The 19,571-nt window shown below is 43.1% G+C and carries 18 protein-coding genes; 3 read left to right on the plus strand and 15 right to left on the minus strand.

The window, feature by feature from the left end:
• Nucleotides 1–235 precede the first annotated feature (235 nt).
• The 10 genes from ACTJKG_RS22295 to ACTJKG_RS22340 form a co-directional block, all read right to left on the minus strand.
• Nucleotides 236–1,429: an aspartate aminotransferase family protein gene (locus ACTJKG_RS22295; RefSeq protein WP_172336379.1), complete on the minus strand. Its 1,194-nt coding sequence runs from the start codon at nt 1,427–1,429 to the stop codon at nt 236–238.
• A 180-nt stretch (nt 1,430–1,609) separates the two neighbouring features.
• Nucleotides 1,610–2,056 (minus strand): hypothetical protein, encoded by a 447-nt coding sequence (locus ACTJKG_RS22300; RefSeq protein WP_172336378.1) that lies wholly within the window; start codon nt 2,054–2,056, stop codon nt 1,610–1,612.
• A 53-nt stretch (nt 2,057–2,109) separates the two neighbouring features.
• Nucleotides 2,110–3,057, minus strand: coding sequence for a hypothetical protein (locus tag ACTJKG_RS22305; RefSeq protein ID WP_440740449.1), 948 nt, complete (start codon nt 3,055–3,057; stop codon nt 2,110–2,112).
• Nucleotides 3,058–3,118: 61 nt separating this feature from the next.
• Complete coding sequence (locus ACTJKG_RS22310) at nt 3,119–3,673, minus strand: RNA polymerase sigma factor (protein WP_172336376.1); 555 nt, start codon at nt 3,671–3,673, stop codon at nt 3,119–3,121.
• A 16-nt stretch (nt 3,674–3,689) separates the two neighbouring features.
• Complete coding sequence (locus ACTJKG_RS22315) at nt 3,690–4,664, minus strand: transketolase family protein (protein WP_172336375.1); 975 nt, start codon at nt 4,662–4,664, stop codon at nt 3,690–3,692.
• Between the two features lie 116 nt (nt 4,665–4,780).
• The gene (locus tag ACTJKG_RS22320) at nt 4,781–5,626 is read right to left on the minus strand and encodes a transketolase (RefSeq protein WP_172336374.1); all 846 of its coding nucleotides are present in this window, start codon (nt 5,624–5,626) and stop codon (nt 4,781–4,783) included.
• Between the two features lie 49 nt (nt 5,627–5,675).
• Nucleotides 5,676–6,137 carry a thioredoxin-dependent thiol peroxidase gene (gene bcp, locus ACTJKG_RS22325; protein WP_172336373.1) on the minus strand — a complete coding sequence of 154 codons (462 nt, stop codon included), beginning with the start codon at nt 6,135–6,137 and terminating at the stop codon, nt 5,676–5,678.
• A gap of 154 nt (nt 6,138–6,291) precedes the next feature.
• Entirely contained in the window at nt 6,292–8,010 is a 1,719-nt protein-coding gene (locus tag ACTJKG_RS22330; protein ID WP_172336372.1) for a M23 family metallopeptidase, read from the minus strand.
• 3 nt (nt 8,011–8,013) lie between these two features.
• Nucleotides 8,014–8,625 carry a fumarylacetoacetate hydrolase family protein gene (locus ACTJKG_RS22335; protein ID WP_440740450.1) on the minus strand — a complete coding sequence of 204 codons (612 nt, stop codon included), beginning with the start codon at nt 8,623–8,625 and terminating at the stop codon, nt 8,014–8,016.
• Between the two features lie 204 nt (nt 8,626–8,829).
• Nucleotides 8,830–9,282, minus strand: coding sequence for a T9SS type A sorting domain-containing protein (locus ACTJKG_RS22340; protein ID WP_172336370.1), 453 nt, complete (start codon nt 9,280–9,282; stop codon nt 8,830–8,832).
• 254 nt (nt 9,283–9,536) lie between these two features.
• Between ACTJKG_RS22340 and ACTJKG_RS22345 the strand changes: the two genes are divergently transcribed.
• Together ACTJKG_RS22345 and ACTJKG_RS22350 are read left to right on the plus strand one after the other, a co-directional pair.
• Complete coding sequence (locus ACTJKG_RS22345; RefSeq protein ID WP_172336369.1) at nt 9,537–11,486, plus strand: KUP/HAK/KT family potassium transporter; 1,950 nt, start codon at nt 9,537–9,539, stop codon at nt 11,484–11,486.
• Nucleotides 11,487–11,702: 216 nt separating this feature from the next.
• Nucleotides 11,703–12,320, plus strand: coding sequence for a phosphatase PAP2 family protein (locus ACTJKG_RS22350; protein WP_172336368.1), 618 nt, complete (start codon nt 11,703–11,705; stop codon nt 12,318–12,320).
• Between the two features lie 90 nt (nt 12,321–12,410).
• On the opposite strand, the gene ACTJKG_RS22355 is transcribed toward ACTJKG_RS22350, so the two are convergent.
• Entirely contained in the window at nt 12,411–12,827 is a 417-nt protein-coding gene (locus ACTJKG_RS22355; protein ID WP_253952260.1) for a DUF5655 domain-containing protein, read from the minus strand.
• Nucleotides 12,828–12,904: 77 nt separating this feature from the next.
• Entirely contained in the window at nt 12,905–14,836 is a 1,932-nt protein-coding gene (locus ACTJKG_RS22360; protein ID WP_440740451.1) for an amino acid permease, read from the minus strand.
• 80 nt (nt 14,837–14,916) lie between these two features.
• On the opposite strand from ACTJKG_RS22360, the gene ACTJKG_RS22365 reads away from it, so the two are divergent.
• Entirely contained in the window at nt 14,917–15,582 is a 666-nt protein-coding gene (locus ACTJKG_RS22365; RefSeq protein WP_440740452.1) for a phosphatase PAP2 family protein, read from the plus strand.
• A gap of 147 nt (nt 15,583–15,729) precedes the next feature.
• Here ACTJKG_RS22365 and ACTJKG_RS22370 read toward each other — a convergent pair whose 3' ends face one another.
• The 3 genes from ACTJKG_RS22370 to ACTJKG_RS22380 all read right to left on the minus strand — a co-directional run bounded on the left by ACTJKG_RS22370 (nt 15,730) and on the right by ACTJKG_RS22380 (nt 19,422).
• Nucleotides 15,730–16,401, minus strand: a complete 672-nt coding sequence (locus ACTJKG_RS22370; protein ID WP_172336365.1) for a hypothetical protein — start codon at nt 16,399–16,401, stop codon at nt 15,730–15,732.
• 349 nt (nt 16,402–16,750) lie between these two features.
• Complete coding sequence (locus ACTJKG_RS22375) at nt 16,751–18,454, minus strand: M3 family oligoendopeptidase (RefSeq protein ID WP_440740453.1); 1,704 nt, start codon at nt 18,452–18,454, stop codon at nt 16,751–16,753.
• A 146-nt stretch (nt 18,455–18,600) separates the two neighbouring features.
• Nucleotides 18,601–19,422, minus strand: a complete 822-nt coding sequence (locus tag ACTJKG_RS22380) for a universal stress protein (protein WP_440740454.1) — start codon at nt 19,420–19,422, stop codon at nt 18,601–18,603.
• Nucleotides 19,423–19,571 lie beyond the last annotated feature (149 nt).

The following is a 19,571-nucleotide window of genomic DNA, read 5'->3' on the forward strand; positions in this document are numbered from 1 at the left end:
CACAAACCATACCAGTTTAATTCAAAATAAAAATTTTAATATATTATTTAATAAAGTAACTTGAAAGTTACGTTGGGGGATAGGAGTATAATAAATTTAAGAATATGTCATTGCGAGCGCAGCGTGGCAATCCCTAACTATACAGAGTGGCTTTGCATATCGGGGATTGCCACGTCGTTCCTCCTCAGCAATAATGCGTGTGGGAGTTGATTGGATGAGCTGATTGGCCGTTATGCTAATCTACAGTATAATACTCAACAGCCTCCAATATCACACTACATGCATGTTCAATTTGGTCGGGAGTAATAATAAGCGGAGGGGCTATACGCATGGAGTTGCTGCAATGCAAGAACCAGTCGGTGATGATGCCGTGTTCAATGCAGCGGTCGATTATTTTTTTATTCAGGTCAAAGTTGTCCAGTTCAACAGCCAGCATAAGACCTTTGCCCCGTACCTGTTTAATAGCCGGGTGAACCAGTAATTTGCGGAACAGGGCTTCCTTTTCGGCTACGCCGGATACCAGGTTGTCGTACAGTAGTACTTCTAATGCTGCCAGTCCGGCGGCGCAACACACCGGGTGCCCGCCAAAGGTGGTAATGTGACCCAGGATGGGGTTTTCTTTCAGCGCGCCCATGATAGCGTTAGAGGAGATAAAAGCACCTACAGGCATACCGCCGCCCAGCGCTTTGGCCAGCAATAAAATATCGGGTACAATGTCAAAATGTTCAAAAGCGAAAAGTTTACCTGTGCGGCCAAAAGCGGCCTGTATCTCGTCCAGTATCAGCAAAGTGCCGGTTTCGTCGCAGCGCTTGCGCAGGGCCTGCATGTAAGCAAAATCGGGTACACGGATACCAGCTTCGCCTTGTACCGTTTCGATAATAACGCAGGCGGTTTGATGGGTGATGAGCTGCAGATCGTCTGCCTCGTTAAAACGTATAAAGCTTACGCCAGGCAATAGGGGGCGGTAAGCCTGTTTAAATTCTTCGTTGCCCATTACGCTTAAGGCGCCCTGGGTGCTGCCGTGATAAGAGTTATGGCAAGCGATGATCTGCTGGCGTCCGGTATAACGTTTGGCCAGTTTTAAGGCTCCCTCAACGGCCTCGGCACCGGAATTGGTAAAGTATACCGACTGCAGATTTTGAGGCAGCACAGACACCAGCTTTTCGGCAAAACGCACTTGTGGTGTTTGTACGTATTCGCCATAAACCATCAGGTGCATGTATTGGTCAACCTGGTGTTTGATGGCTGCTATAACTTTAGGGTTGCCGTGACCCAGGCTGCTTACGCCAATGCCCGATATCAAGTCGGTATGGGCTTTGCCTGCTGTATCATACATATATACTCCCTCGGCCCGTTCAAACTCCAGCAACAGCGGAAAATTGGTGGTTTGCGCGTTATTGGTTAAAAAGATCTGGCGAAGAGTAGGCATGGGAGAGCAATTAGTGAATTATTGATTTAGTGAATTATTGAGTTGGGGGAGTAGAATAATTATTGAGTTATTGATTTATGACGATACAAAAATCGTCATTTCCCTTAACACTTTAGCTATTGTAAAATCACTAATTGAAAACCAATCACTAATTCACTAAATCAATAATTCAATAATTAGTTAGTTCCCTGCTCTTTCGCTGCGTTCGCTGAGTTGTTTGATGAGCTCATCGCGGAACTCGCGTTCGCTTTTGTAAAGCTCGCTTACCTTTTCGGGGGGGAGTATTTTCAGAAAAGCGTCTTTATAACGCTTGCGTATGGCTACCTGCTGGCTTTCGTAATAAATTTCTTTATCTATTTGTTCGGTACCATTGGCCGCTGCGCTGGAGTTGTTTAGGCGCTTGAGCACGTTAACGGCGGTAAGCTCCTGTTGATATTGACGGTATATGGGCCAAAATTTAGCCGATTCTTCATCGGTAAGGTTAAGCTGCTTGGTGATAAACCTGTCATGAGCCGCATCAAGTTTCTGGCGGGTGTTTTTTTTATCACGCAAAGGAGCAGGGGTTATCTTTTGCCTCTGCACCAGGTTGTTATTTACCTGTGCAAAGGATTGGTAACCCGCTGCCATTATAAAAAATAAAATAAGAATATACCTGATCAATATGCGCATTAAAAGTATCGTTAATTAGTGGAATCCAAATAGTCCGACAGATCTTCATCCAGATTTGCAGTATTAATTTGCTGTCCGCCATCCATCAGGCTACGGGTATCATTTGCATCCGCGTGTAATTGCAGATAGCTCTTAATTTCATCAACAGGCACGGTCGACAATTGCTCATGTAAAAATGAGTGATCATGTTTTACAGGAGAATCACCATTTCTTACCAACAGTCCAATACCCAATATAAGGGCAAAGCAGGCTGCAGTAGCATACCTGAAGGTTTGTGATGCGAACATCCTGCGTACAATGCCCTTCTTTTTAACGGCAGCCGGCAAGGTAATTACTTTGGCGGTTGCTACCTCTTCCTCATTAACAGTTTTGCTTAAGATATTCCGGCTTAACTGCTCAAAATAATTCTCGGGCACGGTAAAACCTTCGGCTTCACTGCTGATATGCTCCTCAACGGCTATCCGGCTTTGAATATTACCGCTCAGTGTTTCGAAGTAATTTTCGGGCACGGTAAAGCTTTCGGCTTCATTATTTACCAATTCGTCAATAGCTATCCTGCTTTGGATATTACTGCTCAGTTCGTCAAAATAATTTTCGGGCACACTAAAACCCTGATGCTCCGGGTTTAATGCCTCCTCAATAGTTATTCTGCTTTGAATATTGCTGCCAAGTTCATTAAAATAATTTTCAGGTACGGTAAAACCGGAGTCCTGTGTGTGCACAGCGTCCTCAACACGTATGCGGCTTTGTATATTACTGCTTAATTGATCAAAGTAGTTTTCAGGCACGGAAAATCCGGTGGATGAGCTTTTTAGCTCTTCCAGCCTTATGCGTGATGTTATATGCTGCGCTAATTCATCGAAATAGCCAGCTGGAACCACAAACGGATTCCTGGCATCGATCCGTTTTAGTGATTCATAATCATCCAGCCACTCCCTATTGTCCATATCGCTTTTCATACAGTACTATAGATGAATTTAGTGCTAAAAGGTTTAACGTAAATCTGTATTAATTTTGAATTTAATCTTTTGATAATAAAAATGCCTCTATCTTCTTGACTGCCAGGTGAAAAGATGCCTTTAACGCACCCACGCTGGTACCCAAAACGTCAGATATTTCTTCATATTTCATATCATCATAGTACTTCATGTTGAAAACCAGGCGCTGTTTTTCGGGCAGGGTAAGCAATGCTTCCTGCAGTTTGCGTTGCGCCTGGTCGCCGTTAAAATAGCTCGAATCGGCTAATGAATCGGCCAGTTCATAAGCTACATCATCCAACGGTATATTATTTTTTTGCTTCTTCTTGTTCAAAAAGGTAATACACTCGTTGGATGCTATCCTGTACATCCAGGTGTATAGCTGCGCGTCGTTTCTGAAGCCCAGCAGGTTTTTCCAAACCTTGATAAAAACGTCCTGCACAAGATCGTCCGCATCGTCATGATCAACAACCATACGACGGATGTGCCAGTAAATTTTTTGCTGGTATTTTTTCAATAACAGGTTAAACGCTTCGTTACGTGTTTTTTCGTCCTGGAACTTACTTAAAATCTCTGAATCTTCAACCTGCAACGACATTTTTTAAATTTTATAGTTAAATGCTTATTATCGCATTTTGTTTTCTTTTCATCACCTTTTTTGCCGCCAGCACAATGTGCTCGGCATCAAGGCCATACTTTGTCATCAACTGCTCTGGTGTACCGCTTTCGCCAAAGCTGTCATTAACTGCCACATACTCCTGTGGTGTTGGGTTATGTACCGCCAGCACTTGTGCAATGCTGTCGCCCAAACCACCCAGGCGGTTATGCTCTTCGGCAGTTACTACGCAACCTGTTTTGGCTACCGACTTTAATACGGCTTCTGCATCCAAAGGTTTTATGGTATGTATGTTAATGATCTCGGCATCAATACCTTCCTCGGCCAATATTTCGCCGGCCAATATGGCTTGCCATACCAGGTGACCGGTGGCAAATATACTTACATCTGCGCCTTCATTCACCATCCATGCCTTGCCAATCTCAAATTTTTGATCCGGATCGGTAAAAATAGGCACCACCGGCCTGCCAAAACGCAGGTAAACCGGGCCATCATATTCGGCAATGGCCAGGGTAGCGGCTTTGGTTTGGTTATAATCGCAGGTGTTGATCACTGTCATACCCGGCAACATTTTCATCAGCCCAATATCTTCCAGGATCTGGTGAGTAGCACCATCCTCACCCAGGGTTAAACCGGCGTGTGAAGCGCAAATTTTTACGTTTTTGTTGGAGTAAGCTATCGATTGGCGGATCTGGTCATAAACCCTGCCGGTTGAAAAGTTAGCGAAAGTACCTGTAAACGGAATTTTACCGCCAATGGTCATACCGGCGGCAATGCCCATCATGTTGGCTTCGGCAATACCTACCTGTACAAAACGTTCAGGAAATTCTTTAATGAAATCATTCATTTTTAACGATCCGATCAGGTCGGCGCAAAGGGCCACTACCTGGTTGTTTTTTCTGCCGGCTTCCAGCAGCCCGGCGCCAAAGCCCGAGCGGGTATCTTTTTTATCTGTGTAAGTGTATTTTTTCATGAGCCTCACCCAACCCTTTCCATACCGATAGTTATCGGGAGAGAGTGTTTTTGGGAAATATTCTATGTGATAAATTATTGTGTCTTGATTCTTGTCTCTTGCTTCTAAGAAGGGGCTTAATAATCGCCCAGTGTTTCTTCCAGTTGGCCGAGGGCTAGTTGCAGCTGCTCGTCATTTGGCGCTACACCATGCCATTTGTGGCTGCCCACCATAAAATCAACTCCGTAACCCATTTCGGTATGCATCAGTATCATGATCGGTTTGCCCTGACCTGTGCGGCTTTTGGCCAGCTCCAGTGTTTTTACCACATCGGCCATGTCGTTGCCTTTCATCTCCAGTACATCCCAGCCAAAAGCTTCCCATTTGGCATGTAAGTCGCCTAATGACAATACCAGGTTGGTTGGTCCGTCAATCTGCTGGCCGTTTACGTCTATGGTTGATATCAGGTTATCTACTTTATTGTGCGGTGCAAACATGGCGGCTTCCCATATTTGTCCTTCCTGCAACTCACCATCACCGTGCAGTGTAAATACTAATGATTTATCGCCATTCAATTTTTTGGTAAGAGCGGCGCCAATAGCTACCGATAAACCCTGACCTAATGAACCCGAAGCGATGCGGATTCCCGGTAAATGCTCATGCGTGGTTGGGTGGCCCTGCAAACGGGTGTTCAGCTTGCGGAAGGTAGCCAGCTCTGCTTTGTCAAAATAACCGGCATGGGCCAATGTGCTGTAAAATACAGGCGAAATATGCCCGTTTGATAAAAAGAAAATATCCTCGCCCACGGCATCCATGTTAAACTTTGGATTGTGGTTCATTACCGAGAAGTAAAGGGCGGTAAAATAGTCTGTACAGCCTAATGAACCACCCGGGTGACCGGATTGGCAGGCGTGTACCATACGTACAATGTCGCGGCGGATCTGCGACGCGGTTTTTTCTAATTCTTGAATAGTAGGTTTCATCAATAAAGTTCGGGATCGCTAAAAATAGCTTTGATATGGTTTTTAAAGTTTATGCTATCAGGTCGAGTATCTGCTGTGAAGCGTTTTGCGTATCAACCTTGTGAATTATTTTGCTGATGATACCATCGGCACTGATGAGGAAAGTAGTGCGTGCGGTACCCATATACTGTTTGCCGTACATGTTTTTTTCTACCCAAACGCCATAAGCTTCTACAATTTGTTTTTCGCTATCGGCTATCAGGGTAAAAGGCAGGCTGTATTTGGTCTCGAATTTTTTGTGCGATTTTTCGTCGTCGGTACTTACTCCGATCACTTCAAAGCCAATTTTCGATAAATACTGATAGTTATCTCTAAAGTTGCATGACTCGGCGGTGCAACCCGGGGTGTCATCTTTTGGATAAAAGTAAAGGATCACATTTTTTCCTTTGTAATCAGCAAGCGAAATGGTTTTACCATTCTGGTCCTTCGCCGTAAAATCGGGGGCTTTATCGCCTTCTTTTAATGTTGCCATAGGTGTTGTTTGTTTTTTAGTATCAAGTAGCCGGTTAGTATCAAGTAGCTAGTATCAAGTATCAAGATTTTTTACATCAAGATTTTCGTTGCTCCTAAACACCGCATTCAAGAGGTCTTGATACTTGATACTAGCTACTTGATACTAAATTATACTATCTATAAAAATCGGCTGTAAATTCCGAAAAATTATTCTTATTGTCGCCAATTGTAAGCTTAAATACATGCTTACCGGGAGCAATTTCGCCGTTAAAGGTATAACTTAGTATTTTACTTTTATAATCCCACTCCATTAAAACCCATTTATTATCGATAGTGCCCGCATAGGTTTTAATGCCCGACAGGTTATCGCTCATCCTGAAATTGATACTTTTGGCCGCAGCCATGTTTTTACCGTTGATGATATTGAGCGGATGGATAACCGGTGAAATGGTATCTATCTTAATAAAATAATCGCCAAAGGAGGTCACTTTTGATTTAACGTAGCCATCCTGAAAATAACCACCCTGGCAACCATTTGCTGTACCTACAATCACTGCCTTATCGGCATATTTGCCCAGGTCGGCATCTGGTTTTATCCAAAGGTCGTAACTATCATGGATGGGTGTAAGGCGATTATGGATATGATGTACCTGCGAAAAGCCCGAGGCCGGTTTGGGCGATACAGAATAAATAAAATCCAAATCGTCATATAAATTGCCCGGCATAATACTCACCTTCACCTTATCTGTACTGAACTCGCTTTTTTGATCAAAATGAAACAATGTACCAGCTATTTTATAAGCAGGGGGCGTAAATTTTTCTGACTGTACTTTTAGTTTCAGGGTTGATGTATTGCCGGCCACGTCTTTCACTACATACTCCACATCGTGCAGAGCGTTGTCATCAAAAGTAATGATACCCCGGTTAATGGACTGTGGATAAAGGGATATGTGGCTGCCAGGTAATATAAAGCACTTCTGCATCCAGCGGCGCGATGATTCAAACGCGGGATAATCAATATAAGCATTGATGGCATGGGTTTGATCAAAGGCAAAACGCTCTACTGTAAAGGTATACACGGTTTGACCATCGAGCTTTAACTCCAGTGAATAAATGCCGTTATGATTGGCCGACGCGCTGTTCATATCGGTAGTATTGATACCGAAACCTACGTATCCGCTCAGATGCAACACCTGTGGTTTTAATAAGCGATAGCTGCCTGTACCTACGCTCCCGGTTACTGCCAGAAATTCTTTAGGCGTTTTTTCGCTGAAAGGACTACCGTTGAGGTGATAAATGCCGATAGATGTGATGGATGGTGGAACGCGATCCGGAATGGTTAAACCAAACAATTGCGGGTTAATGGTTTGCTCGGTTTGAGTGTCCCTGATCTCGAAATGCACGTGCGGCCCAGCCGATGCCCCGGCATTGCCCGACATGGCGAATACGTCACCTTTTTGAAGAGGTACCTGTTTAGGGTCGAGATTAAAATCGGCCTCGTAGGTTTGGTGATCATATTGGTAGGCTTTTGCAATGGCCGCTATAGCCGGTGAAAAAGCTTCGAGATGACCATAAACGGTGGTATAGCCATTGGGATGGGTGATGTAAACCGCGCGACCAAAACCACCAAATTGCACCCTTACCCTTGATACATAGCCTTCGGCGGCCGCATGTACCGGGTAGCCGGTACGCTGATTGGTTTTAAAATCGAGCCCCGAGTGAAAGTGGGAAGGCCTGAGTTCGCCAAATGAACCGGCTGTTGTAGGCGGCAAATCAAGTGGGTAGCGGAAATAGTTTTGCGGGTATTGCCTGCTTTGTATAGGTGTTTGTGCCTGTATGCCCAAATTAAAAGCGAGACATAGCGCGGCTGCAATCAGCTGTTTTTTAATCATATTTTATTTAACGTAAAAGTCAAGCAGTTTTTCGTTCTCTAAATATCCTTCCAGCCTATCGCCAACTTTTACTTTTGATACGCCCTGTGGGGTACCGGTAAATATCAAATCGCCTTTTTTAAGGGTGATGTATCGTGAAACAAAGGCAATAATGTTCTCGAACGGAAACAGCAGATCACGGGTATTGCCCTGCTGCCGGGTTTCGCCATTTACGTCCAGTTTAAAATTCAGATCATAGATTTGGGCAAATTTACTTTTGGGCACAAAAGCGCTGATGGGAGCTGAACCGTCAAATGCTTTGGCCAGTTCCCAGGGCAGGCCCTTTTCTTTATGTTTGCTTTGGATATCGCGGGCGGTAAAATCAACACCGAGGGCAATTTCCTCATAGTAATTAGCCGCGAATTTTTCGCTGATGTGCTTGCCTTCCTTGCTTATTTTTAAAACGATCTCGATCTCGTGATGTACATCGTCAGAAAAATCGGGATGGTAAAAAGGCTTGTTATCCTTGATGATGGCTGTTTCGGGTTTCATGAAAATAACCGGAACGGCGGGTACCGGGTTATTTAATTCTTTGGCATGTTCGGCATAGTTGCGGCCAATGGCAATTATCTTCATAAGTAAAGCTTAAACGCCAAAGCTAAAAAAATAGGTTGGTTTGTGGTATGGGGATTTTGGGGAAATGGCAAATATGATTTGAGTTTTTGAGCGAGAGATTTGTCATGCTGAACGTAGTGAAGCATCTAATTATATGACCTGAATAGTTAAATAACAGATCCTTCGTTCCTCAGGATGACAAAATAAAAGATGAATTATTAAGGATTACAATACCGAGATGCGCTTGATAACCGATTCGGTACCGGCTACAACGCGTACAAAGTAAAAGCCGCGGTTAAGTTTGTTGGCTATAGGGTAATTGATGTTATGATCGCCGGAATCAACCCTTGATGAAAACATGGTGGTAATATCGTTACCCAAAATATCCATTATTTTAATAGTGACATTGGAGTTGCGGGATATGGTATATTTTAAATTGATCTGATCGGTAACCGGGTTAGGGTATACCTGCACATCATTCAATAATTTATCTGTGGGGCGCGAAACGCTTACTTTTACGCTTGATGTTATTGCGGGTTTTGTTGGGGGTAATACCAGGTGCAGCCCATTTTTAAAATAAGACATTTTTCCTGCCTTCTCTTTTGAAGCACGCAGGTAAGTAGTGTCGTTTTTAATTTTGGCATCGGAGACAAAGGCCAGATTCATAAAAACTGCCATCGCAATTAGTACGAACCATGTATAAGTGTAAATAAAGGAATAAGTTATTTTTCGCCCCATTTTAAGTCTTCGTCTACAAAAGTATAAATAAAGCCATCATCAATTAAAAAAATGATGCTTTTGTAAAACTTTTTAACAATTTTTAACAAAATATGTCCGTTTTACACTATTTGACTCTTCTTTCATTTATACGTTTAATGTTTATTTAAGTTTACTGGAAAAATTTAATATTTTTGCAACTTTAAAATATAATAGTGTCGAACCATAAAGATCTGCAAAAACTGACGGCCGCGGGCCTTCTTATCAGTTTAGGAATAATTTACGGTGATATTGGTACCTCCCCATTATACGTATTTAAGGCTATAGTTGGCCAGCAACAAATTTCCGAAACATTAATACTCGGAGGTGTATCCCTCATCTTCTGGACACTTACGCTGCAAACCACGTTGAAATATGTGGTGATCACGCTGCGTGCCGACAACAAGGGCGAAGGTGGCATTTTCTCACTTTTCTCGCTGGTGCGCCGTAAAGCCAAATGGCTTATTGTGCCTGCTGTGGTTGGTGGCTGCGCGCTATTGGCCGACGGTATCATTACCCCGCCAATTACCATATCATCGGCTATTGAGGGTTTGCAAACTTATTATCCGAATTTACCTACCGTCGAGATAGTAATGGCCATCATTACTGCGCTTTTTGTGATACAGCAATTTGGTACATCACTGGTGGGTAAAGCTTTCGGGCCTATCATGTTTATCTGGTTCACTATGATGGGTGTGCTGGGTATAAGCTATATCATCCATGATCCAATCGTAATAAGGGCCTTAAACCCATATTATGCTTATAAATTATTAAGCTCCAGCACCAGTGGTAACGCGTTTATTGTATTAGGCGCCGTGTTTTTATGTACTACCGGTGCCGAGGCTTTATACTCCGATCTGGGTCACTGTGGTAAAGCCAATATCCGTATCAGCTGGATATATGTTAAAACCTGTTTGATACTAAACTACCTGGGCCAGGCAGTTTGGTTGTTGCAACGCAATGGCACTGTGATGGACCTTAATATTAATAATCCGTTCTATAAAATAATGCCGGCCTGGTTTCTGATATTCGGTATTGGTATAGCCACGGTGGCGGCAATTATTGCCAGCCAGGCCTTGATATCGGGCTCATTTACGCTGATAGCCGAGGCCGTACGACTTAACCTGTGGCCCAAGGTGCGTATCAATTATCCGTCGGAACAAAAAGGACAACTGTATGTACCCAGTGTAAACTGGATACTCTGGGCTGGTTGTTTGGGTGTGGTATTGATCTTCCGTCATTCTGACAGGATGGAGGCTGCCTATGGTTTAAGTATAACCGTGGCCATGTTGATGACCACTATATTGGTATCCAAATTCCTGAAGCGCAAAAAGGTACCCAACTATATCATTACTATATTTTTGGTTGTTTACGTGTCTATCGAGGGTACTTTCCTGGCGGGTAACTTACACAAGTTCCTGGATGGTGGTTGGTTTACCCTGTCAATAGGTTTTGTGCTGTTCACCGTAATGTGGACCTGGCACACGGCCCGTAAGATCAGGAACCGTTACGTGAAGTTTGTGAGTATTGATGATTACTTTGATATTCTTAAAGAATTAAGCGCCGATGAAACCGTACCTAAATACGCGTCGCAATTGGTGTATTTAACCAGCGCCAATTTCAACTCCGAAATTGAATCGAAGATAGTTTACTCCATTTTACAAAAGCAACCTAAACGTGCTGATGTTTACTGGCTGGTACATGTTGATGTGGTTGATGAGCCTTACAAACGCGAATATGAAGTGGAGTTCCTGGTGCCTAACAAATTGATCAGGATCGACTTTAAACTTGGTTTCCGGGTAGAGCAACAGATCAACCTGCTGTTCCGTAAAGTAGTGGAAGATCTGGTTAAAAAAGGCGAGGTGGATATTACCAGTCATTATAAATCATTGAACAAACACAAGATCGTTGGCGATTTCAGGTTTGTGGTGATCGAAAAAGTGCTGTCACGCTCGCACAGCCTGTCGTTCTACGAACGGTTTATCATGGATTTCTACGTACAGCTTAAAAAGGTGAGTTTATCTGAGGAACGTGGCTTTGGTCTGGACCTGAGCTTTGTTACTGTAGAGAAAGTACCGTTAATGCTGTCGATCCCTGAAGCTATAGAGATACACCGGGTAAATTAGATTTTTTGGATCAAGGATTTTGGGATTTTTGGAGTAAGGACTTTTAGACTTAAAGACTTAATCCTTGTTCCCAAAATCTTTGCCCCAATTAGTAATTTTTGTTCCTTGGTCCCAAAATCCTTGCTCCTTCTTCTCTAAAAGATGTTAAGTCAATATTAATCCAATATTACTACAGAATGTTTTTTCACTTTTATCGCGGTTTGAAAAATCCTGCGAGTGAAAAAGAAAATATATTTGACGTTTTGGGCATTGTTTTGTGCCGCCGGTTTATTTGCCCAGGGGCTTGATCTTAATCTGTTAAAAGATATCAATTGCCCGGTTAGCGGTGGAGATAAAACCTGGAGATTTGTTACCAAAAAAGCTATTTATGTTGATGCGGCGGTACCGGTTGGCTTCCTGGTAGCCGGCTTTGTTAACCATGATGACGACCTCAAAATAACTGGTTTACAGGCCGGAGCGTCTCTGATTGTCGCGGGCGGCTCTACCTATGTGTTAAAAAAGATATTTAACCGTACGCGACCTTACATAGCGCATCCCGATCTGATAACGCTGAAAGAATTGCCGGGGCCTACGGACCCTTCCTTTCCGTCTGGGCATACCGCATTTGCTTTTTCGGCGGCCACTTCTTTAAGTTTGGCTATACCCAAATGGTATGTGATAGCTCCTTCGTTTTTATACGCGGGCGCGGTAGGCTATTCTCGGATGTACCTGGGCGTTCATTACCCAAGTGATGTTGTGGCTGGAGCACTTGTAGGGGCAGGTTCGGCTTATCTGAGCTTTAAAGCTCAGCAATGGATTTTGGGTAAGAAGAAACATAAGAATTATCCGCAGTAGAGAGTATTAAGTCGGAAGTCTTAAGCCTGTAGTTGGTAAAAGATCTTTCTTTTTGCTAAAGATTTCTTAATTAAGACTTCCGACTCCAAACTACTTCCCCTTCTCCCAGGCCATTTTCATGTATTTCCTCACCTCGTCGTTTAGGTCTTCTTTAAAATACATCCGGAAGTAATGGTTATGATCATTAGTTCCCGGTACTGTTTTTATCTTGGTAAAGCAGAGGTTATCCTCATATATCTCGTTAAAGGGAAACACCACATCAACAAAGTTTTTACCCAATTGGGTAACATAGGCAAAGTTCACACGATCGCCTATGGCTATCATGCTTTTGGTTGGATAAACTTTGATGGGCGCTATTTGCAGGTATTCGTTGATGAAATAATCAAAAAGAGCTATGGTATCATCCGACTTTCCCTGCAAAAAATCGCTCAGGTTACGTTCCCGGCAGGAATGTACCTGGTTGGTAGCAGCAAATTCGCGGTTACATATGGGGCATATCCAGGTCATACAAGTTCTGAGTTCTAAGTCTTGAGTTCAAAGTACTAAAAATAACAAACTTAAAGATGAAATTTTATCCTCAGAACTTACGACTTAGCACTTGCCACTCTACCCAGTACGCTGTTTTTATAGCTGTAAGTAAAATAAATAACCAGGCCAATAACCAGCCATATTAAAAAACGCAGCCAGTTGGTGTAACCCAATTCCGTCATTAAATAAAAGCAGCTCATTAAGCCCAGCACTGGTATCAGCGAAAAGTTTTTGATAAAGCTGTATATGCTGATAATGATGATCAGGATAAAAAACAGGTAATTCGGGAAGTTATACAGGAACCCATCCAGACCGAGATAATACTTTTTAGCATCGCTGATATTGGTAGCCCTTAGGGCAGTGTTGAATTTATCTTCCTCAATGTCTTTGAAATATTTTGTGGCGTTAGCCGGAGTTATATGCTGATCACCATACAGCGTATTGAAACTGGTAAGCAGGGTTGTATTATCCGTAGCATCCAGGTTTTCAATAATAGCCGAGCGGTCTTTCAGCTTTTTAAGCTGCATCATCTCTACTTGTGGGGCTGGCTTAAAATAAATGCAAGCGCCCAAAATAATAAGCGTTATGAACGGTATAATGAGTTTACCATTCACATAAGGCAAGTGAAATTTACCGGCTTGTGCGCCCTGGCGTGGTAATAAAAGCACACCGCCGCATACCAGTACAAAAGCAAACAGGGTACCGATGCTGGTTAGGTCGGTAACTTCGGTCAGGTTCATGAACAGGGCCGGTATAGCTACCACAAAACCGGTAACTATGGTTGCAAAAGCGGGCGTATGAAATTTAGGGTGAATACGGGAGAACGCTTTGGGTAACAAGCCGTCACGGCTCATGCTCATCCAGATGCGTGGTTGCCCTAATTGAAATATCAATAAAACGCTGGCTGTAGCAATAACCGCGCTGATAGATATTACATAGCTGATATTGTGCAAACCAACCTTGGCAAACACAAATGCTAATGGATCACCAACCTGAAGCTCTTTATAACTTACCATACCTGTAAGCACCAGGGCAATGAGGATGTACAAAACTGTACAAATAATAAGTGAGTAGATCATGCCACGGGGCAGGTCGCGCTGGGGTTTTTCACATTCCTCTGCTGTGGTTGATATGGCATCAAAACCGATATAGGCAAAAAATACGCCTGATACGCCCTTCATCACTCCACTAAAACCGTTAGGCATAAAAGGGTGCCAGTTGGCAGGGGTAACATAAAAAAAGCCGATAACAATAACGGCTATAACAATTAATATTTTAAGGATAACCATGGCATTGGTTGCCTTTTTTGTTTCGCGGATACCTACATAAACCAGGTAAGTGATAATAATTACAATACCTAAAGCAGGCAAATTAGCAATCAGTTTAAAATTGCCTATACCTGGAGCCATATCCCATGCCGATGCCGCTATTTTTACCCTGTCGCCAATATCGGCCAGGTGGCCACCGGCTGCCTGTACCTGTTCATGCGCCCGTAAAGCCGACACATAATCCATAGTAAGGTATTTGGGCATGTGGATGTTAAAACCTTCGAGCAGGTTTACAAAATACTCGCTCCAGGATATGGCCACCGCGATATTGCCGATGGCATATTCCATTAAAAGATCCCAGCCGATGATCCAGGCAATCAGTTCGCCGAAGGAGGCATAAGCATAGGTGTAGGCACTACCTGCAACGGGTATGCGTGAGGCAAACTCGGCATAACAAAGGGCCGAAAAACCGCAGGTGATGGCTGTAACTACAAATAAGATGGAAACCGCGGGCCCGCCATGAAAAGAGGCTTCGCCGATGGTTGAGAATATACCCGCGCCCACAACGGCCGCTATCCCCATGAGGGTGAGGTCTTTTACATTAAGTTCTTTTTTGAGCTGTGATGTCGGTGTCCCGGGGTGCTCGCTATCACTAAATCCACACTCTACATCATGTAATATTTTTTCAACAGATTTCTTACGAAATATACTTTTCGACATTTATTTCAGCTAATTAGTTCAACTCAAATTCAAACATAATCATTTTTTTGCATTGAATAAGTATATGCTTATTTTGCGCCATGAAGATAGGAATAAAAGATGTTTTGTACCGGATAAGGCCGTTTTTTATCCTATACCTCCTGTTGCTCTGCGTGTGTTTGATTATCAAACTATCTTATAGCCGCGAAACTATATACTTTACTGTGAATGGCTTAAATGCGCCCTGGGCAGATACGCTGGCGCCTTATGTAACGGATATTGGCGAAGGACTTACGGCGGTGATCCTTTCGCTGGTTGTCGGCTTATTCAGTTACCGGAAAGGGTTATTATTGGCTACAAGCTATGCTGTTACCAGTATTGTTGCCCAGATCCTGAAATTTATTTTCGATGCGCCACGCCCCCGGATATATTTTGAAAACCAGCTCGATCGCATCCATTTTGTAAAGGGTATATACATATTGGCTACGCATAGCTTTCCTTCGGGTCATACGGTTTCTATATTTTCGGCTACGGTGGTGATCACTTATTTGTGCAAAAACAAATTATGGGGGATACCGGCCTTTTTGGTTGCCGTAGCAGTAGGCTATTCCAGAATGTATTTGAGCCAGCATTTTTTTGAGGATGTGATGATGGGTTCGATTATCGGCGTAATTGTAACGGTAATTTGGCTGAGCTGGCTGGATAGCAGGCGGTTTATTCATACCGATAAATGGAATAGGGGATTGATTAAAACGCTGAGTAAATAAAGTCATCCTGAACTTGTTTCAAGATCCCTCAAGGCAGGTTAACTATCACGGCGTATACCTACCAATGGAATACAAGTTCGGCATGACTATATAGAATAAAAAAAGGCCCGGTTTAAACCGGGCCTTTTTTTATTTAAATTTTTGCTATTAAGCTTGTTCAAGCGCTAATCTCCTGTTCCTTCGGATAACCATTAGTACAATGATCAGTACGATAGGGATACCGCCGTATAAGGCCATTTTGGCACCAAATGATATACCTTTGGCGTCTGATATATATTGGTCATGGCGCTGCAGTTCAGGTGCTATTTTTAATGAACCGGTAAATGCTTTCAACTCATCTTTAGCTAAATCCTGGCGTTGTTCGGGAATCAGATACTCAATTGTATAAGCAGCTTCCTGAGTATATATCAGGATAAAATTCCTTAACTGTGGCGATTCGCCTGTTGTATTGCTATTATCAACAAACAGTGTAAATACTTTGGCTTTTAATGAGCCAACAGTGGTATCTCGCAGGTTCATGACACTACCGGTAACTGATTGTTTCTGGATATCATTCACCGTGTTTTTTAACACCTGGTTCAAATCGCGTTCTTTATCCAGTGGTTTGGTGTTAGCCGGATTTTTGGCCTTAATTACTACCATATAACCAAAAGCTCCATTACCGGAATAGATTTGCTGACCTAAAGTGTCTTTCTTTAAAAAATTTGCCGGTAATGATATCGAAACCAGGTTATCTATCTGCACTGGCTTTAAAGCCTGGCTAAAACCCAGTGTTGCAAACAAGCATATGATTGTTATACTTAAAATTATCTTTTTCATATTGATTAGAACCCTCTGCAGGCCGGTTAGTTTAAAAGAATATTAATAATGAATTTAATATGACTAAATCGTATCTTATTGACTGTCAATTATATACGAATTAGTCTTATAAGACTGATAATGCAATGGGTATGCCAAAGACTAATCTGCAAGAGTTTTTAAAGGAAATGAAACAGGAGGATGACAGATGGATAGCACTGTTAATGAGTAGGATAACCAACAATCGGCTTCACGGTATCTGTTGGAACGTCAAGCTGATCAGTTTGTATTAAAAACAATACACTTTGATCTTCTAAAAATAAAAAAGCCCCTCCAAACGGAGAGGCTTTTGCACAAACCGATGTTATTTTTAATTGATCTTGTCCATTTCGGCTTTTACAAATTCGGCCAGCTCTTTTACATAAGCCGCGCTGAAATCAAATTTGATTCCTGCTGTTTCGTAGATTTCCTTGATGGTTTTGGTATAACCCAGTTTCAGGGCATCCAGATATTGTTGTAAACCTTTTTCGGGGTTTTCTTTATAGTTTTTCCATACGGCAATAGCGCCTAACTGGGCCATGCCATATTCAATGTAGTAGAACGGTACCTCGAAAATATGCAGCTGTTTTTGCCAAAGGTTAGCTTCGGCATCAGGATGCTCGCTCCAGTCGGCAAAGCCGGCCCCAAATGGTTCAAATATTTTTATCCAGGCTTCGGTGCGTTCGGCATCGGTATGATTGGGGTTGGTGTAGATCCAGTGCTGAAACTGATCGATCACGGCTACCCATGGCAAGGTTTTCAACACGTCAACCAACTGATCGCGTTTGGCGCGTTTCAGGTCTTCTTCATTATCAAAAAATACATTCCAGTTATCCATCGAGATCAGCTCCATCGACATGGATGCCAACTCAGCCACTTCTGAAGGGCAATGTTTAAAATCATTCAGTTCCAGGTCGGCGGTTAAAAAAGTATGTACCGCGTGCCCGCCTTCGTGTACCATAGTAGTCAAATCACGGAAGGTATTGGCCGAATTCATGAAAATGAATGGCGCGCCGGTTTCGGCCAGCGGATAGTTGTAACCGCCAGGGGCTTTGCCTTTACGGCTTTCCACATCAAACAGGCTGTTATCTTTCATGATCTCCAGGCGCTCGCCCAGGTAACGGTTGATATTGCTGAAACACTGGATGGATTTCTCAATCAGATCATTGCCATCACTAAAAGGCTTTAAAGCGGGTTTGCCCGATATATCCACATCCATATCCCATGGTTTTAACTCGGGAAGGTTAAGGGCCGCTTTGCGTTTCGCGGCTTGTTCGCGCAGGATAGGTACAATTTCGGTTTCGATAGCCGCGTGAAAAGCGTAGCAATCCTGCGGGGTATAATCAAAACGCCCCAGTGCCTGGAACATGTAATCCCTGAAGTTTTCGAAGCCGGCATTGGTAGCCACGGTATGTCTTAGTTTGCGCAGATGATCGAATAACTCATTCAGCTGCTCTTTATCCTGTAAACGGCGTTTGGTGATCTTTTCCCAAACCTCATGTCGCTTAACGCGGTCGGTACCTTTCAGAAATACAGAAGCTTGCTCTAAGGTAAATTCTTTGTCGTCGATGTGTACCGACATGGCCCCGGTAATAGACTGATATTTTTGCTGTTCAACCTGTATCTCGGTTTGTACGGGGATATTCTCTTCCCTAAACAATTCGAGGGCTTTTTTTACGGCACGTAAAAAGATAAAATATTTTTCGCCGTCGAGCTGGTTAACATATTCGCTGGCAACCAGTTTTTTATTGAGCTCATTACCATAAGGCGCAACTTTAGGCTCAATTTCGGTAGCAAAGTACTGGAAGTTCTGTAAAAGCTCTTCGCTGGCTGTGTCGCAGGTCATGCGGATATAGCGCCAGGCAAAATCTTCTTCCAAAGCGGCTTCGAGCTCGCTTTTATCATGCAGCCATTTTTCCAGTTCCTGAACTGAATTCAGCGGACGATCGAGCAGTTCTTTATAAATAGGTTCCAGGTTCTCCCACTTCATTTCGAGTGTGGCCGGGATGTATGTTCTTGTTTTTTTGTGGATCATAATTTTTAGATGTGCAGATATGCTTATGTGCAAATATGCAGATTAGTCTGGAAGTCCGAAAGACCCCAAAGTCTGAAATTAAGATAGTACAAAACTTCCAGATTTTCATTCTTCCGGACTTTTCCGACTTTTGGCCTTTCCCTTTTTTAAGCTGGAATTGAAAATAGCGGAATATTTAAGCCCGAGGCCATGATGCGTGTTTTGCTGCGGTGCACCATGGAGCCCCAGAAGCCGTGTTGCTCTGGAACCATGATCAGCAGGTCGGCGCCGAATCGCTTGATCTCGTTGGCGATGCCATCAATAATAGAGTCGGATTTAACGTTTTTATAATAGTAATCAATGCCTTCTAATCCGTCGTCGATGCGATTTAATGAGGTCGCGTCTCCACCTGCTTCCTGCAATTCTTCTACGGTTTGATTGATCAGCAATATTTCGATCTCGGCCTTGGTCACCAGGGCAACTTCTTTAACCCGGGCCAGTATTTCTTCAGAAACCCCGTTCAATACATCGCAGGCAAAAAGCACTTTTTTAGGAACGCTGAACTTTGCATTAGCCGGAACTGCCAATACAGGCGAACGCAGTTTTTTGATGATTGATGTAGTGGTATTTCCCAAAAGCTCCTGCTCCAACGATTTTTCCTCCATGCCCATCACAATCATCTCGGGCTGATATTCGGTAACTACTTCTTTAATGGCATTATCTATAAAAGAGAATGTAGCCCGGGCCACTGTTTCGATACCATATTCGTCGGCCAGTAATAATGCTTTCGACTCGAGGAGCAGCCTGTTGGCTTCTATCATTTCTTCCACATGAGCGGCTGAAAGACGCGCGTTTTCCACATGTACGGAGATTGTGAAATCATTCAACAGGATTAATTTATAATTGTTTAAGCGGGCAATGCCTGCGGCCCAGGTAACGGCATTTTCGGCCAGATCGGTATAATTGGTTGCAGCTAAAATGGTTTTCATACTATTAAGGTTGAAATTATAATGGTTGAAATTAGCTGCAATTATTACATTTATTGTTATCGCAAGGTAATATTGCTGAATGTAGCACATTGGCTCTAAATCCACATCATAAGGAGGGTGTCATGCTGAGCACAGTCGAAGCATGGTGG

Origin of the sequence: Mucilaginibacter sp. 22184, from assembly GCF_052045695.1 — a bacterium.
GTDB lineage: Bacteria > Bacteroidota > Bacteroidia > Sphingobacteriales > Sphingobacteriaceae > Mucilaginibacter.